This is a genomic window from Variovorax sp. CCNWLW225 (assembly GCF_037204045.1).
In the GTDB taxonomy this organism is placed as follows: Bacteria; Pseudomonadota; Gammaproteobacteria; order Burkholderiales; family Burkholderiaceae_C; genus Variovorax.
In genome coordinates this window covers 211,217-235,281 of record NZ_JBBCBV010000003.1, presented here as the reverse complement: position 1 = coordinate 235,281, position 24,065 = coordinate 211,217, and the positions used below count along the sequence as shown (strand labels likewise).

Sequence of the window (24,065 nt, the reverse complement as noted above, 5' to 3'; positions counted from 1 at the left end):
GGGGTCACAAGAATGTAATGCCGCAGCAATCCGTTGAACAGTTTGTTTACATTTTCCGATGCGTGCTAACAACTCAGACGAGTCCGGCGAGCCTACTTCGCAAGAAACGACGCAATCGCCGGCCCGGCCTGGCCCACTGTGGCACCCAGAGCATCGGCATGACCATTGGGACTGTTCAACTCAACGTACTCTGCCGGAGTGCCTTGCGCCTTGAGGGTCTCCACTGCGCGTTTTGACAAGTGCGGCGGAAAGATCTGATCCGAGCTGATGCCCACGAACAGCGACTTGGCCTTGATGCGGTCTGGTTTGGCGCTCGGCAACTGCAAGGCCTTCAGCGTGTACAGCCAGCTGTTGGCGTCCATGCCCTTGGCGCGCGCTTCGCCGATCTTCTCGAGGGTGGCATCGACCGCAAACTGATTGGCGGTCGCATCGCCGGGGTTTTTGCCCGGGTCGGCCCACTTTTGACCGAAGGCCTTGTCGGCCCAGGCAAAGCTGAGGGCGTCGAGCGTGACCTGTCGCATGGCCTGCGTCATGCCTGCCAGCGGCTCGGCCTTGCCGTGGTAATCGCCATTGGCCCAGTTCGGGTCCAGCCTCACGGCCGCGCCCCACGAGCTCATCTTGGCGACGGCGTAGGCCGGGCTGTCGACGCCAGGTCCCACGACGGACAACAGGCGCTGCACACGCTCCGGATAGGCCGAGGCCCATTCCACCGACATCCAGGCCCCAGCCGAAGCGCCAGCCACGGCGTAGAGGGTTCGAATGCCCAGCGAATCGAGCAGTGCCTTCTGCACCTCCACCGTGTCCCGCGCGGCCAGCACCGGAAAGCGCATGCCATACGGTTTGCCGGTGGCGGCGTCGATGCTGGCCGGGCCGGTACTGACGACCGTGGCCGATGCGCGATTGGGATTGGCCAGCGCGTCGGTCGCGATGACGAAGAACCGCTCGGTGTCGATCGGCAGGCCGGCGCCGATGATCGTGTCCCAGTAACCGGGCGCGGCGTCGCTCGCCGCATACCGGCCGGCGGCGTGCGAAGTGCCGGTGATGAAATGGTTGATGAGGATCACGTTGTCTCGCGCAGCATTCAGACGGCCATAGGTTTCATAGCCGATGCGCACTCCCTTGATGACCTGGCCGTTCACGGTCGTGTAGGCAGGCAGGTTGAACACCTGCTTTTCGACGATGCCGTCGAAGGCCTGTGCGTTCGTCGTGACGATGGCTGCACAGACGGCGGCCGCGGCGCAAAGCAGCGTGTTGGAAAGAAAAGACCGTTGCATAAGAACTCCCGAGTGGTGAGGTCCGCACTTTCGGCGGCCGCTGCCACAGGCGCATCCGGTTTGACTCCCAAACGCTCGGTTGGGGGCGTCAACGGTCGTAAGGCGGCATCGAACGGTCGCCGTTCGGTCGACCAAACCGACGGCTCGAGGACAAATTCGCCCTCAACGCCCTGCATCCGTAGCGGCATGGCGTTCCAACCTTTACAGTTCCTCGATGCATCCGACTTCCGCCAGTGATCAGCGTTGATTCATCGATTTCGGCCCGCTGGCTCGGCGCAGCACGGCTGACGGCCGGCTCGTTTCTGCTGTGCGCAATCGCGGCCGGGCTGCTCTTCTGGGCCGCTCCCGCACTCGAGACGCTGCCTCGCCTGTTCGTCTTCGTCGAATGTGTCGGCATGGTGTTCATCGCGTGCATCGCGGTGCTTGGCCGCTCGGAACGGCTGCTGCGAATGCAGGCGCTGCCCCGTTGGCTTCTCACCGGCGCGATCGCCATCCCCACGGGGTACTTTGGAGGTCACCTGATCGCGCTCCTGATCCTGGACGAGCCGATCAGCCGCCTTGTGGGTCATGGACGCGACTACATGGTGGCGTTTGCATTCGGCCTGGTGCTGGCCGCGTTCGTCCTCTACGCCGCTGCGGCGCGTGACCAGCTTGCCAAAGAAGCGATCGCGCGATCCGATGCCCAACGCCTTGCCACCGAATCGGAACTGCGGCTGCTGCGCGCCCAACTCGAGCCCCACATGTTGTTCAACACGCTGGCGAATCTGCGCTCCCTCGTCGACGAAGACCCGCGACAGGCCGAGCGCATGATCGACCAACTGATCGTCTACCTGCGCAGCACGCATGCAGCTTCGCGCGACGAAGTGACGACACTGCAGTCGGAGTTCTCCCAGTTGAAGGCGTACCTCGACATCATGTCCTTGCGCATGGGCCCCAGGCTGACCTATCGGCTCGACTTGCCCGCCGAACTGGAGCGGACCGCCATCCCGCCGATGCTGTTGCAGCCGCTGGTCGAGAATGCCATCAAGCACGGCCTGGAACCGAAGTTGGGCGCAGGGAACATCGAAGTACGGGCACGGTCGGTCGAAGGGAGCATCGAAGTCGCGGTAGACGATTCCGGTCTGGGCTTGCCGCCGCAACAGCCCGCTTCGAGCGACGACGATGCGGGCGAGGTTTGCGGCTCCGGACTGAAGAATGTGCGTGACCGCCTCCAGGCCCTCTATGGCTTGCGTGCGTCCCTGACTCTGCAAACTCGATCACCGTGCGGCGTTCACGCGGTTGTGAGGATTCCGTCGTGAACGCATGGCGCGCCGTGATTGCCGAAGATGAACCGGTGTTGTCGAGAACGCTGCAGCGATTGCTGTTCGAAGCCTGGCCCGAGCTGAAGATCGCGGGCGTTGCCGACGATGGCATGAAGGCGATCGAACTCGCCCAGACGCTGGTGCCCGATGTGATGTTCCTGGACATCAAGATGCCGGGCAAGACAGGCCTGGAAGTCGCAGAGGCTGTCGCTGACGAGTGGCCCGATGACAAGGCCGAACCGCTCTTCGTCTTCATCACCGCATATGACAATTTCGCGATCTCGGCATTCGAGCATGCGGCGATGGACTACATGCTCAAGCCGGCGACGCTTGAACGCTTGGAGGTCTGCGTGCAACGGCTGAAGCAAAGGTTGCACGAGCGCGCCCGGACACCAGTTGCCGGTGGCATGGCGGCCCTGATGCAGCGCGTCCAGTCGATCACGGATGCGGCCGACGCGCCCGAGAAGATCAAGATCATCCGCGCAGGCGTCGGCAACACCGTGCGGATGATCCCGGTCTCGGAGGTGATCTGCCTGGAAGCCGCCGAGAAGTACGTCAATGTTGTCACAGCCGACGGCGAGGCGCTGGTGCGCATGAGCCTGCGCGATCTCGTGTCGCGGCTCGACGCTGCCGACTTCACGCAGGTGCATCGCGGCGTGCTGGTCAACATGCACTGCATCGTGAGCGCCACCCGCGACGAGAACGGGCGCTACAGCCTGTGCGTGCGGGGCCTCCAGAGATCTCTCAAGGTCAGCCGGGCGTTCGGGCACCTGTTCCGCGCCATGTAGTGGTGGCAGAACCGGCAACGGACTATCTTCGTCACGCGCCTAGGCGGTTGCGTCGCGCAGCACCCGGAGCTGTTCATGGCTTTGCTGCGCGCTTGCGGCCTGGCGCTCGACCAAGTCGCGGGCGTCGGGTGGCAGATTTCGCTGCATCGCCTCGCGGTAGAGCGCGACGGCTGCCTCTTCGCCACGTTCACAGTCTTCAAGCAGCGACAACTCACTGTTCGCGCCGATCGCTCCTTTCACCCGGACCCACCCCCGATGGATGGTCGCCCCGGTCGTACCACACTCGATGGGAGTTCCACCGTGGCGCCGTATCATTCGCTCCAACTCATCGCATGCCTCGTGGTACTGCGAAGCGCGCCGGTTGAACGACTGCCTCAGGCTTGATGCAGAAGGCACCTCTCGGGCGCAGGTGCGAAAGCCGTATTCGCTGTCGCGCGCGTGTTCGAGCAGTTCGCTCAACACATCGACCGCCTGCTCATCGGCGGGCACATCGGCAAAAGGAACGCGATCAGCACAAGCTTGGTCGGCGCGACCCAAAACGCTGCCATTGGCCATGATTTGCTCCTTGGTGTTGCTTGACGCGGAACAGAAATAAAACCGCCGGGGCCGCCGCGGCGCAGCCTTGCGAACTATGGTCGCGCGCCTCAGGGCTTCCGGCGTCGTCTGCTAGTGACGAGGCTTGTAGGGGTTGGCCGAATCCGCAACAGCGGCAGGCGGAGCGCCATTACGTGACTCGCTCGACACATCCGGGCGAAGCATCTGCACTATCCCGCGCAAGCCGTCGGCGATCACCGGCGCGGACGTTTTCCTACTGCAAGGGTCGTTTTTTCCCTTCGCCGATCGAGGTGATGCTGGCTACCGTGACGGCATACCCACCACCGAGGAAGTCACATGAAAAGCATCATCCTTTGGCTATGCGGCGTGCCTATTGGCGTCATCATCTTGTTGAAGGTATTCGGGGTCTTTTGAGAGCGACGAGGGCGATTGCCCTTTTACAAAGGCGTTTCAGTTCGCCGGCCCCATGACGCGTCACGTGCTGTTCGGGCGCGGCTCACAGGCCGTCAGAGGGCAGATCCGGCAAGGCCTACGACACGTTCGCGGCGGCCTGAGCAACTGGCCAATACCTTTCGCTCGCCCCTAAGTGACCGGTTTCGGCCGGCATTCAGGACCGCCCCGGGCCCCCTAGCCAGCAACCCGGAGGAGTGCGAATTTGTGGTCACATACGGCTCGGGCGTCGAGGACGTTAGCTGCGTCGGTAGCATGCTCGCGTTTGATGGGGACGCGCCGCGAACTGTGTTGAGCACCTATCGGGCTTTGAGGTGTGACGAACAGATACCGGTCAGCGTGCTTCCCATTGTCGATACCGGCTTCGGTGACTACGTGTGCCTAGACTACCGGCTTGGCCATGTTCTGACCATTGCCTACTTTGCTCATGGAAAGTCAGGGGAGGATTCATTGCTGCCCCTGGCAATCACATTCACGGCTTTCCTAGTCGCAAATAACTAGGTGCGTCTCGTCGGATGAATCTTTCGAGAGCAGATAAGTGGGCCAATCGCAATGCCGCGGTACGTCGATTTTCGCTAAGCGCTTAGCCGCCCGGCGCGGCGTTCATCTTGGCCAGGCTTACGCCGGCGCTTGATCTTCTCGACGTTGCCGACGCGCCATGAAGCGCCGTGTCGCAGGACGTCCACGGGAAACACGCAACTAAGCGTGCTCCCTTGAGATGCCAGTGACCGTCACGGGGGACGGGCCGCGAGCGGCGCGTTTGAAGATCGAGGGAGAGACACCGGTGTGCTCCTTGAAGAAGCGCGAGAAGTTTCCTGGCGCAGAGAAGCCGAGGTCTAGCGCGACGTCGGTCAACGCGCTGCCTTCCGCTACGCGGCGCATGGCCTCTTCAACCCGCACGCCACTCCAGAACACCTGCGGCGTGGTGTCGAGTTGATCTCGGAAAAGCGCGAAGAAGTGACCACGCGACAGTCCGACCTTCGCTGCAATTTCATCTATGGTGATGACTTCAGAAACATGCTCGCGCATGTGGGCGATGGCGGCCCTGAGCCGGTAGTCGAGCGTTACGCCCACGGCTACAGAGTGTGGTTCTGCACCGCCGGCGGTGGACGCTGCGATAGCGGCCTCCAACAACCGCTCGACTTCGTTGTCGATGGCGGAACGCGAGTTGCTGGCGGAGATGATCAAGTCCAGCACGCGCCAGCATGACCGCCGCATCGCAGATGTGATGGGCACGTTAGGCGACGGAAATCTAAAGTTGCGTCCAGTTGCAGCTCCCAGCTCATCCAGCCAATCCTTTGAAATCATGAATACGAGAAAGAGGCTGGTGCCGCTGCCTTCCATAACCATGTCGTGCGCCTGAAATTCATTGACACCTAGCGCAACGTTCTCGCTGTATCGAACGACGTGGGCTCCCACATTTGCGATCGCTCGGGTACCCCCAAGCCACAGAGCTAGCTGCGTTTCGGAATGAGCATGTGACACCAGATTGGCGCGCGATTCAAGAACGATCGCTGTGCCAAAGGCGCCCTCATGCAGCGCGTAGGCTTCTGGCATCTTGCAAGTCCTTCAAACGTGGGGGCACCGCGATTGTTTGCCTGCCAGAGCCGGAATAGCGGTCGATTCGGGAAAGTCCCTAGCCCGCACCTGACTCCCTGATACGCCGCCAGATTCCTCGATAAGCGCCAAGTGCCCTGAGTTCATAAAGTTGCTCATCGCCGCGACGCCGTGCTCGGAGTCGCAAATCATCGAACACAACTCACAGGAGTACCCCAGACATGCGAATCGCAACCTACCTGGCCGAAGGGCGTCGCCAAACCGGCCTTGTGTCCGCCGACGGAAGCACGATCACCCCCTTCATCCTTACGCCGGAGCAGGCAGAAAAAGGTGCGCTGAGCTTGATCGAAGCCTTGGCCGAAGGCGGCAAGTTGCCGCCCACGAACGGTGCTGTTGTCAAGGTAGCAGATGTAGACCTCGACGCGCCATTGCCCAAGCCGCGGCGCAACGTGTGGTGCGTCGGTCGCAACTACCACGCGCATGCCAAGGAACTGTCGTCATCCGTCTTCAAGGATAGCGCTGCCAAAACCGACGAATGGCCCATCGTATTCACCAAGGTACCCGAATGCGTCGTCGGACCGCATGACGACGTCTTCGTGCCCAGTGAAATCTCGCAGCAGATCGACTACGAAGCCGAGTTGGCGGTGGTGATTGGCAAGGGCGGGACGAACATCACGCGTGCGGACGCGATGGATCATGTCTTCGGCTACACGATCGTCAACGACGTGACGGCGCGCGACGTGCAAGTACGCCATGGCCAATGGGACTTGGGAAAGTCCTTCGACACCTTCTGCCCGATGGGCCCGTGGGTCGTCACTGCCGACGAGCTCGATGGCACCAAGACGCGCGTTCGCTGCTGGGTCAATGGCGAGCTGCGTCAAGACGGGCCGACCGAGAACATGATCTTCGACATCCCGGCGCTGATCGAAACCATCTCGCGGGGCATCACGCTCTATCCGGGGGACGTAATCGCCACCGGCACACCGGCCGGCGTCGGCATGGGGATGACGCCGCCGCGCTACCTGAAAGCGGGCGATGTTGTCCGAGTCGAGATCGAAGGCCTCGGCGCCATTGAGAACAAATTTGTCTGAGGAACGCCATGACGACTCAATGCATCAATGGACTGGCCGTGGAAATCGACGGCGAAGGCGAGGCACTGCTGTGCATCCACGGGCTCGGTGGATCCTCGAACACCTGGACGCCGTTGCTGGCGGCGCTGTCAGGGTTCAAAGTCATCCGACCCGACTTGCCTGGCAGCGCACGGTCGGCACTCCTGCAGCAACCACTTTCCATCGAGCGTTACGTTGCGGCGCTGGACGGACTGCTGGGGAGCCTCAAGATCGAATCTGTGCACGTCATGGCGCACTCTCTCGGCACCATCGTCGCGCAGCATTTGGCGGTGAGCCACCCGGACAAGGTCAAGTCGCTCGCGCTATTCGGCCCCCTGGTCGCGCCGCCGGAAGCTGCGCGGCCGAACATCACCGCCCGGGCTGCATTGGCGCGCAGCGGTGCAGCGGCGATGCAAGAGATAGCCGATGCAATAGTCAAGGGCGCGACCAGCAAGGAGACGAAGGACCAGCAACCTGCAGTCCTTGCGCTGGTCCGAGAGAGCGTGATGCGGCAGTCGCCCGAGGGCTATGCGCAAAGCTGCGAAGCCTTAGCCAGTGCGCAGTCTGCAGCCATCGAGCAGATTGAAGTACCGACGCTGCTCGTCACCGGTGACCAAGACGGCGTAGCGCCGCCGGTCAATGTGTCGGCGATGGCCTCTCGCATCCCTGGATCCCGCCATGTTGTGTTCGACAACTGTGGCCACTGGACGACCTTCGAAAAGCCGCAACGCTGCATGCAGGAACTCGAACAGTTTTATGCATCGCTGAAGCTGACTTCTTAAACCCATTGCCGGCGTTTCGCCGGAGGAGACAAGCATGACACGCATCGCATTCACCAATGTGCGCATCTTCGACGGCACGGGCGAAGACACCTATCTGGGCGACGTCCTCGTCGAGGGCAAGCGCATCGTCGAGGTGACTCACGCACCCAAACGCGTGAGTACCGATGACGCGCGCGTCATCGAAGGTAGAGGCCGCTTCCTGATGCCCGGCATGACCGAGGCGCACACACATTTCTCGTGGAACGATCAGCCGTCACTGGCAGCGATCCAGTTCATGCCGCCTGAGGAGCACATGCTGTGGTGCGTGCGCGTGGCCAAACGCTATCTCGACATGGGTTGGACGTCGGCAGTCGGCGCAGCCGCGGCCAAGCCGCGGCTCGACGTGGTGCTGCGCAACGCAATTGATGCGGGCGAGTTCCCGGGTCCGCGCTACCTCGCAGGGAGCCAGGAGATCACGACGATCGGCGCGCTCGGTGACAACACCTTGCCGCACATGAATTTTGAGGAACTGAGCTTCGGAAGTGTGTGCAGCGGGCCTGAAGAGATCCGTAGGTCCGCCCGCACCTTCATCAAGTACGGCGTCGATCACCTGAAGATCAACCTGTCGGGCGAATACATCGCGGGCTTGCCGGCCGAGATGTCGCCGTTTGCTGAAGAGGAGATCGCGATGCTCGCGCAGGAAGCCAAGCGCTTCGGCAAACGCATGGCGGCCCATGCGCGCTCGAGCGAATCAGTTAAGCAGTGCGTGCGGCACGGCATCGAGATGGTCTACCACGCGAGCTTCGCGGATGAAGAAGCGCTCGACATGTTGGAGGCCGCGAAGGACAAACACTTCGTCGCGCCAGGCATCGGCTGGCTCATTCGTACTACGTACAACGCGGCGGAGTACGGCATCACCGAAGCCGTTGCGACGCAGATGGGCTACAAGCGCGAGTTGGAGATTGCATCTCAGTCGCTACGCAAGATGCACCAACGCGGAATTCGCATCCTGCCAGGGGGCGACTACGGCTTTGCCTGGATGCCGCACGGCACCAACGCCAACGACCTGCAGTACTTCGTCGATTACATCGGGATGACGCCGAAGGAAGCCTTGCTCGCAGCAACGAAGCTGGGCGGCCAGATCATGATGCGCCCTGACGAACTGGGCCAACTGAAGGCCGGCTATTTGGCCGACATCGTGCTTGTTGACGGCGACCCGCTTCAGAACCTCGCCCTGATGACCGATCCGGCCAAGATCCAGCTCGTGATGAAGGATGGCGTGATTCACAAGGACTGCGCAACTCCCGTTCCGGCTGAGGCGGCATTGCACCTCGAGGGGGCCAACTCCCCTCTGCAGGAAGAAGGCGTGCGAGAGGCAATCGCGGAGATGCACTGATTCAGTGAACGATCACCGCTATTAGCGTGCAACCTCTGCAACGTAGCTCCTGATCCAGCGGCGGCGGAAGGCTCTTTCGACGCTCATCGAGGGTGGCCTTCGTGCGTGATCGCATCAGACAGATGGTTGGCGGTCTCCACTACCAGCGCGCTCTGGATCCGCACTTCGCCTTCTCAGTGTTCCCAACCGCCAGTGTGCGTGCTTGTCATGCACGAGGTACGTTTCCTCAAGTCCGAAGGACTCAATCGGAGGTTGCTTCCTCGCGAGCGTCTCACCACCAGGAGACGTGAACTCATCATCGACGTACATGCCGGTCCCGACCCTGCTGGGTCAATGCGACGACGCAAGCGACGACCTTCTAAAAAAATGGAAGCCAATGGATGCCGTCCGCAGACGCTTCGACCTTTCGTCTGTGCACTGCGGATATCGACGCGACTTTTGGCACTCCATATCCACGTTAATTTGGTGAGTACGCGCCGAGTCGCCATCCGTGACTACGAGCCGTGATTCACTACGTGCGTGGCAACTTCTCTGAGCCGCTGGTTGTGTGCGGCATCGCAGTCCGCGTGGCCCTGAGCCTGGCTTCAACGCGAGCACCTCTCAGCCAGAACGCCAACCGCGACTTCGCGTGAGCGTGCAAGACCAAATCCGCGCGCGGCTCCAGCACGACTGCACGCCTGAAGCTGCGTTCATACGGGGCGTATACCTCCATAGCCAATCGATCCTATAGCTTCGCCAGGAAGGCGCCAGCAGAGCCTTCGTCGTGCATCGATAGATGCGTTCGGCGGCCTTAGCAGATGAGCTTCGCGTGACCGTGCGGTTGTCTAGGGAAAGTACCGACGCACCATGCGGACTGTTCGATAAATCAGCCGACTGACTGAGAAGCGCATACGACGACGCGTTCCTATAGTTGGGCCACGTTGTCCCAGCTGCCCGCGCTTCGGAACAGCCGAGGCTTCCACCTCGTCTCGCATTCCTCGACGGCGGGGCAGCAGCGGGACGCCACGCATTCACAGGAGCAATCAAGATGCGCAACTCGACATTCAATAGGTGGGGCCAAAGGCAACTGCGTTCCGTGCCGGAGGACTGCACGGACGCGCTGTTCGCCGGCAAGGGAGAGCAACCTTGAAGCTCTATCTGCTCGTCGCCATGAACGGCTTGACCGTGGCGGCCCTCTACTTCCTCGTAGCAAGCGGCTTCTCGCTGATTTTCGGATTGCTGCGATCGGTCAACATGGCCCACGGTGCGCTTTACCTGCTCGGTGGCTATGTCGGCTACGAGATCGCCGCAGTCAGCGGCTCTTGGGTCGCCGGCTTGGTTGGTGCATCGATCGCCGCGGCAATCGTTGGAGCGGTGCTTCATCAGTTTCTGCTCCGCTCCCTGGAAGGCGACGAGCTACGCCAGGCACTGGTAACCATTGGGTTTGGAGTGGTGATCAGCGACCTGCTTCTGGCCCGCTATGGGGGCGCCACGGTTTTGTTCGAACCACCTGAAGCCATCTTCGGTAGCACGGCCCTACCGCTCGTGGGGGCCTACCCCACCATTCGACTCTTCGTGATGGGCTTTGCATGCGCCGTCGGCGGAGCACTCTGGTGGATCATTCACCATACACGTCTCGGCATGCTGATACGCGCGGGAGTCGACGATCAGCGGATCGTGTCGGCGATGGGATTCAACATTGGACGAACGATGTTGCTGGTATTCGCGCTCGGAGCAGCTCTCGCCGGCGCTGCTGGTGTGGTGGGAGGCAGCGCGCTGTCGATCGCTCCAGGTGAGGATGCCCGTGCGCTCTTGTCGTCGCTCGTGGTGGTGATCGTGGGCGGCATGGGCAGCCTGGTGGGAGGTGCCGTAGGGGCACTTCTTATCGGGATGGCGGAGCAGTTCGGACTGGCGCTGTTTCCGAACTACGCGATGCTACTCACTTTCCTGCTCATGGTTGGGGTCCTTGCGGTTCGGCCGGCAGGACTGTTCGGGAGAGGCGCATGAGCCGATATCTGACGCCCGTCATCACAAGCGTTGCAGCGCTCGCGTTCTTCGTCGTTTTCGCGCTCTTTGCGGGAGATTTTTGGGTATCCACTGTGGCAACCCGCGCGATGATCATTGGCATCACTGCGTTGAGCCTCACCATGCTTGTATCAATGACCGGCTTGGTGTCATTCGCTCAAGCGGCTGTCGCAGCTGTTGCCGGATACACAGTAGCCCTGCTTTCGGTCAACACCTCAGGAATGGGTATCGCGCTCCCATTGCCGGTAGCCGTGATTGCGGCCCTGGCGGCTGGGTCGCTTGCGGGATTGCTTGTCGGATTCATCGCCCTCCGAAGCGCCGGCATCTATCTGCTGATGATCACGCTCGCGCTTTCGATGTCGTGGTTTTATTTCGTCTCACAGAACACGACTGTTTTCAATGGCTTTGACGGTGTCAATGGAGTTCGCCCGCCCCAAGCCTTCGGAATCGATTTCTCCAACAAGAAGGCATTCTTCGCTTTGACCGTTGCGTGCTCTGCTGCATGCATCGCCTTCTGTGGATGGCTTGAGCGCACGCCATTGGGCTCCGCTTTTCACGGGTTGCGCAATGCGCCGCAACGCATGGCGGCGCTTGGACACGATACGGCACGTTTGCGTCTGGTCGCCTTCACCATGTCCGGCTTGATTGCCTCCGTCGGAGGTACGTTGAACGTTTGGTACTCGGGTCAGGTGTCGCCCGGCTCGACAGACATTCATGCCGCCGTTGCGTTGTTGATCGTCGCGGTCGTCGGCGGCATGCGCAGATCGATGGGTGCTTTCGTGGGCGCGATCTTCTTCGTGCTCCTCGAGAACTTTGCCTCGCTGCTTGTCGGCCGTGACCGGTTCAACCTGGTCATCGGCGCGGCCTTTGTGCTGATTGTTTTCTGCTTGCCGGGCGGCCTCATCAGCTTGTCTCGTCTGCCATCACTTCGATTTTCTTTCCTGGGCCGACATGCGCCCACGCCACTTGTTCAGACCACTAAGGAGACATCATGACCTCGCGCACCTCTATCAAATCTCGCGCCGCCGCTGCCGCGCTGGCCGCTGCTTGCTTTGCGCTCTGTTCCCAGGCAAGGGCCCAAAGCGCAGAGACGGGGCCCATCCGGATCGGAGTTCTCGCCACACTTGAGGGACCATTCGCTCAGGCGGGACAGGACGGCATCCGCGGTGCGGAGTTAGCGCTCGAAGAGTTCAAAGCCGGAATAGGCGGCCGCAAGGTTGAGCTGATCAAGGAATCCACCAACGGTAAGCCGGACGTTGCCGTTGCCAAGGCGCGCAAGCTGATCGAACTGGATAAAGTCGATGTGGTCATCGGGCCACTGTCGGGTGGGGAGGGTCTTGCCGTCAAGGAATATGCCAAGACAGTGCCAACGAAAACGTTCGTCAACGGCACATCGGGAGCCCAGGACACGACCCTGCGGGATCCGGCTTCCAACTTTTTCCGCTTCAGCACAGATGGCGCGCAGTGGCAGGCTGGACTCGGTAGCTATGCGATCGACGTCAAAGGGTGGAAGCGGGTGGCAGTCGTGGCAGAGGACTACTCGTTTCCCTACTCTCAAGTGATGGGCTTCCAGCAGGAGTTCTGCGCTAAGGGAGGAAAGATTACCCAGAAGAACTGGGTTCCGATGGGTACCAAGGACTACACCTCGGTCATCGCCAAGCTTCCTCAGGACGTCGACGCTATCTATGTGCTTCTCGGCGGTTCTGATGCCGTCAACTTCTTCACCCAGTACTACCAGAGTGGCGGAAAGGCATCCATCATCGGCGGAAGTGTCACCGTGGATCAGAACGTGCTCAGTACAACGGGTGCGTTCCGCAAGAATTTGGTCGGCGCGATCGCAGCCGGTCCGACTGCCGATTCGAATCCCGATCCGAAGTGGGTTGAGTTCAGCGATCGCTATCGCAAGGCTTTCCCGGCAGCATTCCCGTCGCCATCCCTCTTTGCTCACGGCTACTACGTCGGTACCAAAGCCGCTCTCACAGGGCTGCAGCAGGTCAACGGGGACACATCGGGCAACCAGACGAATTATCAGAAGACACTGGCAGGTCTGCGGATGGAAACGCCCACAGGCGCGGTAACGCTCGACGAGAACCGTCAAGCCGTCGCGGATATTTTCGTCACGGAAGTCGCTCAGGGATCGGATGGCAAGCTGTACAACAAGCTCGTCAAGACCGCGAAAGGCGTCAATCAGACCTTGGGCCGCCCGCGTACGGAGTTTCTTGCGCTCGGCGCTGCCGGTCGCGACAACCCTGTTTGCAAGTCGCCATCATGAGGTCCGACGACAAAGCGGCCCTGCTGGAAATCGACAAAGTCTGCGTCCAGTTTGGTGCCGTGCGTGCGGTGAGCGATGTCTCCTTGCGGATTCCTGCGGGTGGGCGGCATGCGCTGCTTGGCACCAATGGGGCCGGAAAGTCGACACTCTTCAACGCCATATGCGGGACGGTGCCGGTCAGCGCCGGAGACGTCCGTTTTCAGGGAATCCGGCTCGCGCACCTGGCCGTGCATGCGCGCGCCAGGCTGGGAATCGGCCGCACCTTCCAAACGTCACTGTGTTTTGGTGATCGCAGCGTGGCAGACAACCTGCGGGTGGCACTGGCCGGTCGCGCCGGCCCTAGATTTGGCTTGAACGCCTGGCCGACATACGGCGCAATAGGCGAGCGGCTGGAGAACGTGTTGGAGCGTTTTGCGTTGAAGCCCGTATCGGAACTGCCGGTCGGGTCCCTGTCCTATGGGCAGCAACGCGAAGTAGAAATCGCCATGGCCTTAGCGGCCGAACCCACACTCTTGCTCCTCGATGAGCCTGCCGCCGGCATGTCGCCGTCCGGGCGAGTTGAACTGCTGGGCCGGCTTCGCGCGTTGCCGCGGTCAGTCACGCTGCTCTTCGTAGAGCACGATATGGATGTGGCATTGGCCCTTGCCGACGAGGTAACGGTCATGCGTGATGGCCAAGTGGTGGCGTCGGGTACACCCGAACAAATCCGGTCGAACGAGCTTGTCAGGGAGATGTATCTTGGCGCAGAACACTAGTGCGTTGACCATCAGAGGTCTCCATGTCCGGCGGGGATCACTCGAGGTGCTTCATGGGGTTGATCTGACAGTTGAACCCGGCAAGCCCGTGGCACTCTTGGGGCGCAATGGCGCCGGCAAGTCGACGCTGTGCGAGGCGCTTCTCGGGTTGATGCAGATTACTGCGGGTTACATCGATTTCGGCGGAATCGAGCTGGCCGGATTGCCACCACAACATATCGCGGCGCATGGGATCACGATCGTTCCTCAAGGTCGCAGAGTCTTCCGCTCACTCACCGTCGACGAACATCTTCGGCTCATGGACGGACTCAAGCCCGGGCCGTGGTCAAGGGAACGCGTCTATCGCGCTTTTCCGCGACTGGCGGAACGAAAGAGGAACTTCGGCAACCAGCTCTCTGGCGGAGAGCAACAGATGCTGGCTATCGCGCGCGCGCTCATGACCAACCCCCGGCTTATCGTGCTGGATGAACCGTCCGAAGGACTGGCGCCGGCAATCGTCGACGACCTGCTGAAGACGTTATCGCAACTCGATAGCGACGGGGTGTCGATCCTTCTGGTGGAACAGAACATGCGGGTGGGTTTGCGCGCGGCTGAGCGCATAGCCGTCATGTCTGCGGGAGTGATCACACTCACAACGGATGCAGATACGTTGAAAGGCGACGTGGCGCTGCAGCAGCGGGCACTAGGTCTTGCGACAGCATGACAGGCATGACAATGAAACTCTCTGGACGACGAGCTCTAGTCACGGGCGGGAGCGACGGCATCGGGCTCGCGATCGCCAAGGCGCTGGCCCAGCGTGGTGCGCATGTCTGCATCGTCGGGCGCGACAAGGAAAAGCTCGACGCCGCGATGGACGTCATCGGGCGCGAATCGAGCCAATCAATTGCCGCCGATCTATCTAAGGAGGAAGGGGTTCAAGCGGTTGTCAATACTTTGAGTTCGCAGACGACTTCGCTCGACATTCTCGTCAACAACGCCGGAACGTCAGTGCTTGTTCCCTTCAAGGAAGCCACAACTGCGGAGTTTCAACTCTCCGTCAATCTCAACATCGCCTCGGCCTACTTCCTGACGCAAGGCCTTCTCCCGCTCATGGAGCACCGCGCGGCATCGATCATCAACATATCTTCCTACTTCGCCGGGAAGATGCTGCCAGGGAGACCATCGACGCTCTACTCGCTGACAAAAGGGGCGATCAATTCGTTGACCAAATCGCTTGCGTATGAACTAGGCCCCTCCGGAATTCGTGTGAACGCCATCGCTCCAGGAACTGTCGATACCCCGCTGCGCCGTCGAACGATCGAGGTGTTGCCGCCTGAAGCCCGCCAAAAGCTTCAGGCATACGTGGATGGCGCATACCCTCTCGGACGCATAGGGCGGCCGGACGACCTCGCCGGCATCGCAGTCTTTCTGGCAGGCGATGACTCATCATGGACCACAGGAGGCATCTTTCCTGTCGATGGTGGACTAACAAGCGGTTAGAGCCGGCGCTCAGGGCCGCGTGATGGCGGAACGGATGGCTGAGTTCTGGCGAGATGACGCAATGGTCTATTCCGAAGACAGCAGTCTCATTCTTTTCGTGAACCGTGGGCGAGAGCAGCATCTTGCCTGCTGTACCTGGCAATGTTGGTTCTAGTGCGGCATTCGCCTGTTCGCCAGTTCGTTTCATATGCGTGACTGTGACTAGTGGACCGGTCGCATTCAATCCGCCAATGACGGGAACAACGCATCGACGATGAAGCTTTTATGAATCTGATTTTTCGGACGCTTGCGGATCGCTCAGCAAATGTCTAGCGACAACCTGAGCCTTGAGAACAAGAAAAAGCCCCAGTGCCAGTTGAGCGAAGCCGATGACGCCATCAATGTGCCGACCGGCGTCCATGGTCGAGACCGGCTGGCCGCTGCCAATCCACAGCGCGCATACAGAGAGATCTGTTTCTATGGTGCGACGTGGATGTTACCTGCAGTAACTCCGGCATACAACATTCGGAGCTGCCCACGCGAAGCGCAGCCTACGACGCAGCAATCGACTCCTTCACGAAGTCGCCATACCTGCGCAAAGGACGCCCGATGATGGCCTGCAGGCGATCCACTGCGCCGTCGGCCCCGTGCATGCCAAACTTCTGAATCCCGGCCATCATGAGGCGCATGTCGTAGGCAAGCCACGACGGCCCCTGCCCCGCCATCTGCGCTTCGAACGCGGCCACGTCATCTCCGCCGTAAGCCACGTCGCGGCCCAGCGCGGCACTCCAGATCTTGGCCACCGACTCTCCTGTCAGCAACTCGGGCCCGACCAGCTCCAGCGTTGCGCGCGGCAGCGGCGCGGGCGCCCCGTCCCGACGCAGCAATTCGGCGACGGCGGCATCCGCAATGTCTCGCGCATCGATCATGGCCACGCCGGTGGAGCCGATCGGCATCGGGTAGACGCCGTAGCCCTGGATCACCTGCTGGACCATGCGCTCGTTCTGCATGAAGTAAGCCGGCCGAAGGATGGTCGCGGGAATGTCGAGGCTTTCGATCATTCGCTCGACGGTGTGCTTGCCGGTGAAATGCGGCACGTTGGTGAACTTGTCCGCGTGGATGACCGACAGGTAGACGACGCGCTCGATGCCGGCCTCGCGCGCGAGGTTCAGTGCGACCAAGGCTTGCGTCACTTCGTCCGGCGTGACGGCGTTCAGCAGAAACAGTGTGCGCACCGACGACAGTGCCGCGCGCAATGAGGGCACGTCGGTCAGGTCGCCGACGACCTCCTTGACGCCCGTTGGAAAGCTTTGCTTTCCGGGGGTGCGAACGAATGCGCTGACTTGGGCGCCTGCGCCGGCCAGGCCTTGGACGACGAGGGAACCGATGGTGCCGGTGGCACCTGTGACGAGAATGCTCATGGAAATCTCCAGGGGTTTTTAGGTAATGAAGCGAGGTAAAGGGAGCAAGGGGCCGATCAGCGCGAAAAGTCCGCGACCACCTTGCCGATGCGAGGGTCGGTGCGGTTGCGTTCAATGGCCGCCGGGATGTCGGCGAAGCCGACGACTTCGCCAAGCTTCGAGATCAGCGTGCCTTCGGCGATCTCCGCCGCCAGCCGTTCCAGCAGATCGGCGTCCGGCTTGTTCATGAACCACAGTCCGCGGCGGCCGGGCGGCGTGCGTGCAAGGATGTCGGGCGACGAGGTGCCGACGATCGCGCCCTCCTTCTTCAGCACCTGCCAGGAGCGGTCGAGCACTTCACCTCCGACATAGTCGAGCACCAGGTCGATGTCCCGCGCGACCGACTCGAAGCGTTGGGCCCGGTAGTCGATGACGTGGTCCGCGCCCAGACTGCGCACATGGTCCAGGTGCGCGGCCGACGCCGTTGCGAAGACTTCGGCGCCCACCTGCTTGGCGTACTGCACGGCATAGCCGCCCAACCCTCCCGCTGCCCCGTGGATCAGGATTCGCTGGCCTGCGCCGATCGGTCCTGCGTGGTGCAGGCTCTGCCAAGCTGCAACGGCCGCGACCGGAATGGCGGCCGCATGAACGTCGTCCAGGCCGTGCGGCGTGCGTACCAGGTTCGCCTCGTCGACCGCTACGAAGTCGGCATAGGCACCCAGCCCGCCTAGCGGCCCCATGACGCGGTCGCCCACACGAAAGCGCGAGGCGCCGGGGCCAACCGCCTCGACGACACCCGCGAGCTCGATACCCAGCACGGCGGGCAGTTGCAGCGGAAAAGCCTGCTGAACCAAGCCGTCACGAACTTTCCAGTCGATGCCGTTCACGCCGGCGGCGCGAACGCGGACCAGAACCTGGCCCCGCCCTGCCAAGGGCCTCGTGATTTCGGCGACCTCTGCGGCACCGCCATAGGCCCGGATCAGCACAGCACGTTGAGTGGTGGTCATTTCAATTCCTCGTTTCGAAGTTGCGATGAGGAGAAGATAGGCCGTTGCATTGGTAAAACGAAGACCCGAAAATGAAGACACCTCGTCTCAATTTCGAAACACCATGGACCTGAACGCACTGAGCGACTTCGCGCTCGTCGCAACGAACGGCGGCCTCGGAAAAGCAAGCCGCGCCAGCGGCAGATCGAAGGCGACGCTTTCGCGGCGCATCGCGGACCTGGAAGAGCAGCTCGGCGTGCGGCTCATCGAGCGCAGCGCCCGCGGGCTCAAGCTCACGGAAGCCGGCCAGCTGCTGATGGATCGCACCGAAGGGCCGATGCACGAGGTGGCCGACGCGATGACTTCCGCGCGTGAGGGCTTGTCGGTACCGCGCGGACGCTTGCGCATCGCCTCGCCGGTGCTGTTCTCCCAGCTTGCGATGGGCCGCATTTCGGCCGGGTTCTGCGCGGCCTACCCTGAAGTGACGTGCGAGGTGGTGGCGGACGATCGGCTGGTCGACCTCGTCGAGGAGCAATTCGACGCCGCGATCCGGATCAATCCAAGCCCCGACAGCAGCCTGGTGGGCCGGTGCTTCGCCAAGGACCGGCTGGTGGTGGTGGCCGCGCCTTCCGTGCCGGCGCCAAAGCCAGGCAAGGTCAGCGCCGTTCCCGGCATCGTTTCAACAAACTTTCAAGGCGGAAACTGGACGCTCGACGACGGGCGCCTTGTGATTGAGCCAATTCCAAGGCTGAGGCTTTCCTCGTTCCTGATGATTCGCGATGCTGCGGTCGCGGGCGCAGGCGCCGCCCTCATGCCGCAGTCCATTGCGTGCAACCAGCTGACACGCGGAGAACTGGTTCAGTGGGGCATGGTTTCGGGTGCGGAGGTCGCGCTGTGGGTGCTGCATACATCCAGGCGGCTTCCTGCGCCGAAGGTGCGCGCGTTCGTCGACTTCATGTGCGAGCAGTATCCGCAGGAGTCGCTCGTGCTGAACGGCTAGGAGACCGGTCGGCTCGCGGCCCGACGCGCGGCTGGCCGCTTCTGCCGCGACACCATCCCCAGGATGGTCTCGAGCAGTTCCTCCTTGGCCTGCGACGCGGAGATCTCGTCCATGGCCGCCGCGTACGACAAGGCCTCGGCCGCTCCCAGCATGGCGCGCAGCCCGGCCACGCCGATGTCCTTGCCGGGAGCAAACGGTGCCAGCAGCGCGCGGCACTTCTGCAAAAAGGCCGCTTCCGATTCGCGCTTGAGGCTCTCGAGTTCGGGAGAGCCCGCTAGCGCCGCGCTTACGCCGGGCAACTCGCGCCCCTGCGCGAGCACGCAATCGACATACGAGCCGGCAATCACCGATGCGCGTCCGGCCAGGGTCGGTTCGCTGTTCTCGATCGCGGCATCGATCAGCGCGTTCTGCTGCATGTCGAACTCGCCGTAGAGCGCGGCAAGCAGCCCATTGCGCGTCGCGAAATGGTCATACACCACCGGCTTGGCGATGCCCGCCTGCTCGGCGAGCGAGCCGAGCGTCAAGGCATCGGTGCCCGATTCGCGCACGATGCGCCACGCCACTTCGATGAGCTGGCGGTAGCGGTCTTGCCGCGAGAGCCGGCGTCGCTTGGGCTCATCGGCGTCGGTTGATGTGGCGCGTGCCTCTTTAACCCCGTGCTTGGGCATGGTTATGTACCAAAGGTAGGTTAATCAATATACTAAACGTAGGTTGCAACTGTAGCAGCCCTCTTCAACCTCAAGAAGCATGAAAGGAATGTCACGCATGCATGCGCTCATCGTTGTCTCGCACCCGGATCCGGAATCGCTCACCCACCACGTCGCACGCAAGCTCGCGGAAGGTGTCGCGCTTGCCGATGAAGGCCATACGGCGGAAATTGCCGACCTTGCAGCGGAGGGTTTCGACCCGCGCTTTACCGCGGGCGACCATGCCGCCCACAGGAAGCAGGCGCCGCCCGATGCCGACGTGACGCGTGAACAGCAAAGAATCGACCGCGCCGATGCGCTTGTGCTGGTGTATCCGGTGTACTGGTGGTCCTTCCCGGGGCTGCTCAAGGGCTGGATCGACCGCGTGTTCGCGAACGGATGGGCCTACGACGAGCGCGACGGCAAGCTCGTCAAGCGCCTGGGCCACTTGCCGGTGCACCTCGTCGCCATTGGCGGCGCCGACCCTGGAACCTACGACCGGCATGGCTACTTCGATGCGATGAAGACGCAGATCGACCATGGCATCTTCGGCTACTGCGGCGCACGCGTGGTGACGTCGGAGTTCCTGCTCGAGTCCGACCGGCCGGACCGCACCGTTCAGCTGGAAGCCGCGCGCGACCTGGGGCGCGGGCTTTTCTCGGCCGTTGCCGCTTGAGCTGAAAGCCAGGGAGTCCTGGCCATCGCATCAGGCTTCAGGAAGCTTCGCAATCACCTTGATCTCGAACTTGAAGCCATAGAGCCACGTCACGCCGATGCCGGTGAGCGTCGGGTGCGGCGCATTGCCCCAGTACTCCGGCACCACCTTCCAGATCTTTTCGAAGTTCGCTTCCGGGTCGACGACGAAGACGGTCACGTCGACCACGTCGTCGAACGTGCAGCCCGCGGCCGCCAGGATGGCGTTCAGGTTCTCGAAGGCAAGCCGAACCTGCGCCTCCAGGTCGGGTTCCGGCGAGCCGTCGGGGCGGCTGCCGACCTGGCCTGAAACGAACAGGAAGCCGTTGGACCGGACGGCCGGCGAATAGCGGTTCTTTTCATAGAGCGCCTGGCGCCCGGGCGGAAAAACGACGTCGCGTTGAGCCATGGATTGCTTCCTCTTTTCTCGAATGAGCCGTCGCCGGCCCGTCATCACGATCAAGCGACTTTAGGGATCCGGGCTCATCGGATAAACAGGCAAAGCCAACAATCATTGTTTGGCAAACTCAAACAATCTTCGAACCAGCAGGAACAGACATGGACCGCTTCGATGCGATGCACGCATTCGCGCGCGTGGTGGAAGCAGGCAGCTTCACCAAGGCGGCCGACACGCTGAACATGAGCAAGACCACCGTGACGCAGCTGGTGCAGCAGTTGGAAGCAAGGCTGCGCGTGAAGCTGCTCAACCGCACCACGCGCAAGCTCAGCGTCACGGCCGATGGTGCCGCCTACTACGAGCGCGTGGTGCGCCTTCTGGCCGACATGGACGACGCGGAAACCAGCCTCCCGAGCGCCTCGGCGTTGCCGCGCGGCCACTTGCGGGTGGACGTGCCAAGCCCGCTGGCCCGCATGATCCTTGTGCCGGCCTTGCCGGCGTTCCATGCCCGCTACCCCGACATCCAGCTCGACATGGGCGTGAGCGACCGCATGGTGGATGTGATCGGCGACAACGTGGACTGCGTGGTGCGCGGCGGCGAGCTCACCGACCGGTCGCTGATGGCGCGACGCGTGGGCGACCTGCGGCTGGGCGTCTATGCGGCGCCGCGCTACCTGGAACTTGCCGGCACGCCGCTGCACCCGCGCGAGCTGGAAGACACGCACCACCGCATCGTGGGCTTCTTGTGGTCGCGCAGCGGCAAGACTTTTCCGTATGCCATGCGGCTGGGCGAAGAGCGCATCGAGGTGCAGGGCCGCTACGTGCTGTCGGTGGACGACGGCAATGCGTATCTCGCGGCGGGGCTTGCCGGGCTGGGGATTCTCTGGCTGCCGGACTACATGGCCAAGGGGCACCTGGCGGGCGGCGAGCTGGTGCGGCTTTTCGATGGCTGGCAGCTCGACTCGATGCCGCTGTACGTCGCGTTTCCGCCGAACCGGCACGTCAGCGCCAAGCTGCGCGTGTTCATCGATTGGATCGCCGAGCTGATGGCGCAGCACGCGCCTGTCGAGGCCCGGCGCCAGCTCAGGCCGTGACGACGGTGCTCGGCTGCGCACCCGCAATCTGACGCAGCGCCCGCTCGAACACCTCGACCGGCTGCCCGCCCGAAATCAGGTGGTGATCGTTGATGATGATCGCGGGCACCGAGTGGATGCCCGCATCGGTGTACATGCGTTCGCGCTCGCGGGTCTCGTTTGCATACTCGTCGCTTGCTAGGATTTCGCGCGCACGCGCCGCATCGAGGCCCGCCTCCGTGGCCGCACGCACCAGCACCTCGGGGTCCGACGGGTTTTGGCTGTCGGTGAAGTAGGCCTTGAGCAGCAGCTTCTTCAGCGCGGCCTGCTTGGCCAGGCTTTCGAGCTCGGCCCAGTGCAGCAGGCGGTGCGCATCGAAGGTGTTGTAGATGCGCGGCCGGCCTTCGGGACTGAACTCGAAGCCCACCTCAGCCCCGCGCTGGCGGATCATCTCGCGCGACTGCGCTTGCTGCTCACGCGTGGAGCCGTACTTCTGGTTCAGGTGCTCGAAGGTGTCCTGGCCTTCGGGCGGCATCTGCGGGTTTAGTTCGAAGGGCTGGAAATGCAGCTCCGCCGTGACGTCGGGCGCTACGCGCTGGAGCGCCGCTTCGAGCGAACCCAGGCCGACGGCGCACCAGGGGCAAGACACGTCGGAAACAAAATCGATCTTCAGATGGGAGGTCATGGGCGCCATTCTTCATGGCGCCGACTCCCTTGGTGCGCGCAAGGTCTTCAGGCGGTTGCCTTGGCCATGCGTGCGTTCACCAGCGTTTGTTCGCGCAGCCGGTCGTACTCGGTCTTCTCGACCGGAACAGCGTCGGGCTTGCCCAGGTCGTTCATATGCACGCGGTAGGTTTCGCGGGCAGACCAGGCCGAAACAGCGGCAATGGCGCAGATCGCCAGCGTGATGGCACCCACGGTAAGCGGGATGTTGGCGGCACCGGGGGGCGCAACGGCCACGAACAGCGCCGGCAGCAGCGCCGCGATTGCGGTGCCGATGTTCTGCGAAATGGCCATGCCCGAGACGCGGGTGCGCGTGGGGAACATCTCCGGATAGAAGCTCGGGAACACGGCGTTGTAGCCTTGGTAGACCACACCCCACATCAGGAGCGACATCACGATGGCCAGCGGCACGTTGTGGATGCTGATGGCGTACAGGTAGCCGAACGACAGCAGGCCCGAACCAAGGGCGCCAACGACGATCGGCAGGCGCCGGCCGACCTTGTCCGACAGGTTGCCCACGAACGGGATCACGATCACGGCCAGGATGTTGCCCATCACCGGAATCCAGAGGTAGATGTCTTTCTCGAAGTTGATGCCGTAGCCCGGCTGCACCGCATAGGCGGCGCCGAAGATGGTGGCAACCACCGGAATCACATTCATCAGCGAGCACAGCAGCACGCGCAGCATGTCGCCCCAGCTCTCGGTCACGGCCTGGATCACCGGTGCCTTGGGCACGGTCGCGCTCTTCTCCACTTCGGTGAAGGCGGGCGTCTCGTCCACTTCCTTGCGGATGATGTAGCCGGCCACGATGACGATGAAGCTCAGCAGGAACGGAATGCGCCAGCCCCAGGAGTTGAAGGCGTCCTTGTCCATGTAGTGCGCGAGCGGCAAAAACACGGCGGCCGCCATGATCTGGCCGGCCTGCACGCCCTGCAGCGTGAAGCTCGCGAAGAAGCCGCGGCGCCCGAACGGCGCGTGCTCCAGGATCATCGAGCTCGCGCCTGAAATTTCGCCGGCCACCGCAAAGCCCTGGATCAGCCGGAGCACCACCAGCATCGCAGGCGCCCACAAGCCGACCTGGTCATACGTCGGCAGCAGGCCCACGGCAATGGTCGAAAAGCCCATCAGGAACATGCAGAGAATCAGCACGGTCTTGCGGCCGTGCGTGTCGCCCCAGTGGCCCAGCAGCAGTGCGCCGATCGGCCGTGCCACATAGCCCACGCCGTAGGTCGCAAGCGACGCGATGATCGCGATCTGCGGGTCGCCCTTGGGAAAGAAGATCTGCGGAAAGATCAGCGCCGCCGCGGTGGCGTAGATGAAGAAGTCGTAGTACTCCAGCGCCGAGCCGATCCAGCCACTGGCGGTGGCCTTCTTCGACTGGTGCTTGCCTTTCGGCTCTTGGGCCGTGGTGTTTGCCATGGTTTGTC

23 protein-coding genes are annotated in these 24,065 nt (G+C 62.3%); 14 read left to right on the top strand and 9 right to left on the bottom strand.

All coding sequences use genetic code 11. The features are described 5' to 3' along the window. Nucleotides 1-92 precede the first annotated feature (92 nt). Nucleotides 93-1,274 carry an alpha/beta fold hydrolase gene (locus V9L20_RS08815; RefSeq protein ID WP_337296292.1) on the bottom strand — a complete coding sequence of 394 codons (1,182 nt, stop codon included), beginning with the start codon at nt 1,272-1,274 and terminating at the stop codon, nt 93-95. A gap of 233 nt (nt 1,275-1,507) precedes the next feature. Between V9L20_RS08815 and V9L20_RS08810 the strand changes: the two genes are divergently transcribed. After that, a complete protein-coding gene (locus tag V9L20_RS08810; RefSeq protein ID WP_337296291.1) occupies nt 1,508-2,572 on the top strand; it encodes a sensor histidine kinase in 1,065 nt (354 codons plus the stop codon). Further along, complete coding sequence (locus V9L20_RS08805; RefSeq protein ID WP_337296290.1) at nt 2,569-3,363, top strand: LytR/AlgR family response regulator transcription factor; 795 nt, start codon at nt 2,569-2,571, stop codon at nt 3,361-3,363. Before V9L20_RS08810 ends, V9L20_RS08805 begins: the two co-directional genes overlap by 4 nt. A gap of 39 nt (nt 3,364-3,402) precedes the next feature. On the opposite strand, the gene V9L20_RS08800 is transcribed toward V9L20_RS08805, so the two are convergent. After that, nucleotides 3,403-3,918: a ferritin-like domain-containing protein gene (locus V9L20_RS08800; protein ID WP_258507601.1), complete on the bottom strand. Its 516-nt coding sequence runs from the start codon at nt 3,916-3,918 to the stop codon at nt 3,403-3,405. Between the two features lie 1,149 nt (nt 3,919-5,067). Beyond that, nucleotides 5,068-5,925 carry an AraC family transcriptional regulator gene (locus V9L20_RS08795; protein ID WP_337296289.1) on the bottom strand — a complete coding sequence of 286 codons (858 nt, stop codon included), beginning with the start codon at nt 5,923-5,925 and terminating at the stop codon, nt 5,068-5,070. A gap of 221 nt (nt 5,926-6,146) precedes the next feature. Between V9L20_RS08795 and V9L20_RS08790 the strand changes: the two genes are divergently transcribed. From V9L20_RS08790 to V9L20_RS08750, 9 genes are all read left to right on the top strand, one after another. Next, the gene (locus tag V9L20_RS08790) at nt 6,147-7,016 is read left to right on the top strand and encodes a fumarylacetoacetate hydrolase family protein (protein WP_337296288.1); all 870 of its coding nucleotides are present in this window, start codon (nt 6,147-6,149) and stop codon (nt 7,014-7,016) included. A gap of 8 nt (nt 7,017-7,024) precedes the next feature. Continuing rightward, nucleotides 7,025-7,816 (top strand): alpha/beta fold hydrolase, encoded by a 792-nt coding sequence (locus V9L20_RS08785; RefSeq protein WP_337296287.1) that lies wholly within the window; start codon nt 7,025-7,027, stop codon nt 7,814-7,816. 34 nt (nt 7,817-7,850) lie between these two features. Then, nucleotides 7,851-9,191, top strand: a complete 1,341-nt coding sequence (locus tag V9L20_RS08780) for a metal-dependent hydrolase family protein (protein ID WP_337296286.1) — start codon at nt 7,851-7,853, stop codon at nt 9,189-9,191. Between the two features lie 1,125 nt (nt 9,192-10,316). After that, nucleotides 10,317-11,177: a branched-chain amino acid ABC transporter permease gene (locus V9L20_RS08775; RefSeq protein WP_337296285.1), complete on the top strand. Its 861-nt coding sequence runs from the start codon at nt 10,317-10,319 to the stop codon at nt 11,175-11,177. Beyond that, nucleotides 11,174-12,190: a branched-chain amino acid ABC transporter permease gene (locus tag V9L20_RS08770; RefSeq protein ID WP_337296284.1), complete on the top strand. Its 1,017-nt coding sequence runs from the start codon at nt 11,174-11,176 to the stop codon at nt 12,188-12,190. Before V9L20_RS08775 ends, V9L20_RS08770 begins: the two co-directional genes overlap by 4 nt. Beyond that, nucleotides 12,187-13,467 (top strand): ABC transporter substrate-binding protein, encoded by a 1,281-nt coding sequence (locus V9L20_RS08765; RefSeq protein WP_337296283.1) that lies wholly within the window; start codon nt 12,187-12,189, stop codon nt 13,465-13,467. The genes V9L20_RS08770 and V9L20_RS08765 overlap by 4 nt, the downstream gene beginning before the upstream one ends. Further along, nucleotides 13,464-14,222: an ABC transporter ATP-binding protein gene (locus tag V9L20_RS08760; RefSeq protein ID WP_337296282.1), complete on the top strand. Its 759-nt coding sequence runs from the start codon at nt 13,464-13,466 to the stop codon at nt 14,220-14,222. Before V9L20_RS08765 ends, V9L20_RS08760 begins: the two co-directional genes overlap by 4 nt. Further along, nucleotides 14,206-14,925 carry an ABC transporter ATP-binding protein gene (locus V9L20_RS08755; RefSeq protein ID WP_337296281.1) on the top strand — a complete coding sequence of 240 codons (720 nt, stop codon included), beginning with the start codon at nt 14,206-14,208 and terminating at the stop codon, nt 14,923-14,925. The genes V9L20_RS08760 and V9L20_RS08755 overlap by 17 nt, the downstream gene beginning before the upstream one ends. A 5-nt stretch (nt 14,926-14,930) precedes the next feature. Then, nucleotides 14,931-15,701, top strand: a complete 771-nt coding sequence (locus V9L20_RS08750; RefSeq protein ID WP_258507618.1) for an SDR family NAD(P)-dependent oxidoreductase — start codon at nt 14,931-14,933, stop codon at nt 15,699-15,701. A 530-nt stretch (nt 15,702-16,231) separates the two neighbouring features. Here V9L20_RS08750 and V9L20_RS08745 read toward each other — a convergent pair. Beyond that, nucleotides 16,232-17,101, bottom strand: a complete 870-nt coding sequence (locus V9L20_RS08745; RefSeq protein WP_337296280.1) for an NmrA/HSCARG family protein — start codon at nt 17,099-17,101, stop codon at nt 16,232-16,234. A gap of 56 nt (nt 17,102-17,157) precedes the next feature. Continuing rightward, the gene (locus tag V9L20_RS08740) at nt 17,158-18,087 is read right to left on the bottom strand and encodes an NADP-dependent oxidoreductase (protein ID WP_337296279.1); all 930 of its coding nucleotides are present in this window, start codon (nt 18,085-18,087) and stop codon (nt 17,158-17,160) included. Between the two features lie 103 nt (nt 18,088-18,190). On the opposite strand from V9L20_RS08740, the gene V9L20_RS08735 reads away from it, so the two are divergent. Next, entirely contained in the window at nt 18,191-19,066 is an 876-nt protein-coding gene (locus tag V9L20_RS08735) for a LysR family transcriptional regulator (RefSeq protein ID WP_337296278.1), read from the top strand. On the opposite strand, the gene V9L20_RS08730 is transcribed toward V9L20_RS08735, so the two are convergent. Further along, entirely contained in the window at nt 19,063-19,734 is a 672-nt protein-coding gene (locus tag V9L20_RS08730) for a TetR/AcrR family transcriptional regulator (RefSeq protein ID WP_337296277.1), read from the bottom strand. The genes V9L20_RS08735 and V9L20_RS08730 overlap by 4 nt on opposite strands. A gap of 97 nt (nt 19,735-19,831) precedes the next feature. On the opposite strand from V9L20_RS08730, the gene V9L20_RS08725 reads away from it, so the two are divergent. Then, nucleotides 19,832-20,428, top strand: coding sequence for an NAD(P)H-dependent oxidoreductase (locus tag V9L20_RS08725; RefSeq protein WP_337296276.1), 597 nt, complete (start codon nt 19,832-19,834; stop codon nt 20,426-20,428). 30 nt (nt 20,429-20,458) lie between these two features. Here the strand turns inward: V9L20_RS08725 and V9L20_RS08720 are convergent, their stop codons facing one another. Continuing rightward, a complete protein-coding gene (locus tag V9L20_RS08720) occupies nt 20,459-20,854 on the bottom strand; it encodes a RidA family protein (protein ID WP_337296275.1) in 396 nt (131 codons plus the stop codon). A 149-nt stretch (nt 20,855-21,003) separates the two neighbouring features. Here V9L20_RS08720 and V9L20_RS08715 point away from each other — a divergent pair, with 149 nt between their 5' ends. After that, nucleotides 21,004-21,936: a LysR substrate-binding domain-containing protein gene (locus V9L20_RS08715; RefSeq protein ID WP_337296274.1), complete on the top strand. Its 933-nt coding sequence runs from the start codon at nt 21,004-21,006 to the stop codon at nt 21,934-21,936. On the opposite strand, the gene V9L20_RS08710 is transcribed toward V9L20_RS08715, so the two are convergent. Both V9L20_RS08710 and V9L20_RS08705 read right to left on the bottom strand, forming a co-directional pair. Beyond that, nucleotides 21,926-22,609 carry a DsbA family oxidoreductase gene (locus V9L20_RS08710; RefSeq protein ID WP_337296273.1) on the bottom strand — a complete coding sequence of 228 codons (684 nt, stop codon included), beginning with the start codon at nt 22,607-22,609 and terminating at the stop codon, nt 21,926-21,928. The genes V9L20_RS08715 and V9L20_RS08710 overlap by 11 nt on opposite strands. A gap of 38 nt (nt 22,610-22,647) precedes the next feature. After that, on the bottom strand, nt 22,648-24,057 hold the full coding sequence (locus tag V9L20_RS08705) for an MFS transporter (RefSeq protein ID WP_337296272.1): 1,410 nt from the start codon (nt 24,055-24,057) through the stop codon (nt 22,648-22,650). Nucleotides 24,058-24,065: the final 8 nt, after the last annotated feature.

Coding starts and splice junctions, on each gene's coding strand:
- V9L20_RS08815 (WP_337296292.1), bottom strand. CDS start 1,274: ATGCAACGGTCTTTTCTTTCCAACACGCTGCTTTGCGCCGCGGCCGCC.
- V9L20_RS08800 (WP_258507601.1), bottom strand. CDS start 3,918: ATGGCCAATGGCAGCGTTTTGGGTCGCGCCGACCAAGCTTGTGCTGAT.
- V9L20_RS08795 (WP_337296289.1), bottom strand. CDS start 5,925: ATGCCAGAAGCCTACGCGCTGCATGAGGGCGCCTTTGGCACAGCGATC.
- V9L20_RS08790 (WP_337296288.1), top strand. CDS start 6,147: ATGCGAATCGCAACCTACCTGGCCGAAGGGCGTCGCCAAACCGGCCTT.
- V9L20_RS08785 (WP_337296287.1), top strand. CDS start 7,025: ATGACGACTCAATGCATCAATGGACTGGCCGTGGAAATCGACGGCGAA.
- V9L20_RS08780 (WP_337296286.1), top strand. CDS start 7,851: ATGACACGCATCGCATTCACCAATGTGCGCATCTTCGACGGCACGGGC.
- V9L20_RS08770 (WP_337296284.1), top strand. CDS start 11,174: ATGAGCCGATATCTGACGCCCGTCATCACAAGCGTTGCAGCGCTCGCG.
- V9L20_RS08765 (WP_337296283.1), top strand. CDS start 12,187: ATGACCTCGCGCACCTCTATCAAATCTCGCGCCGCCGCTGCCGCGCTG.
- V9L20_RS08760 (WP_337296282.1), top strand. CDS start 13,464: ATGAGGTCCGACGACAAAGCGGCCCTGCTGGAAATCGACAAAGTCTGC.
- V9L20_RS08750 (WP_258507618.1), top strand. CDS start 14,931: ATGACAATGAAACTCTCTGGACGACGAGCTCTAGTCACGGGCGGGAGC.
- V9L20_RS08745 (WP_337296280.1), bottom strand. CDS start 17,101: ATGAGCATTCTCGTCACAGGTGCCACCGGCACCATCGGTTCCCTCGTC.
- V9L20_RS08740 (WP_337296279.1), bottom strand. CDS start 18,087: ATGACCACCACTCAACGTGCTGTGCTGATCCGGGCCTATGGCGGTGCC.
- V9L20_RS08735 (WP_337296278.1), top strand. CDS start 18,191: ATGGACCTGAACGCACTGAGCGACTTCGCGCTCGTCGCAACGAACGGC.
- V9L20_RS08730 (WP_337296277.1), bottom strand. CDS start 19,734: ATGCCCAAGCACGGGGTTAAAGAGGCACGCGCCACATCAACCGACGCC.
- V9L20_RS08725 (WP_337296276.1), top strand. CDS start 19,832: ATGCATGCGCTCATCGTTGTCTCGCACCCGGATCCGGAATCGCTCACC.
- V9L20_RS08720 (WP_337296275.1), bottom strand. CDS start 20,854: ATGGCTCAACGCGACGTCGTTTTTCCGCCCGGGCGCCAGGCGCTCTAT.
- V9L20_RS08715 (WP_337296274.1), top strand. CDS start 21,004: ATGGACCGCTTCGATGCGATGCACGCATTCGCGCGCGTGGTGGAAGCA.
- V9L20_RS08710 (WP_337296273.1), bottom strand. CDS start 22,609: ATGGCGCCCATGACCTCCCATCTGAAGATCGATTTTGTTTCCGACGTG.
- V9L20_RS08705 (WP_337296272.1), bottom strand. CDS start 24,057: ATGGCAAACACCACGGCCCAAGAGCCGAAAGGCAAGCACCAGTCGAAG.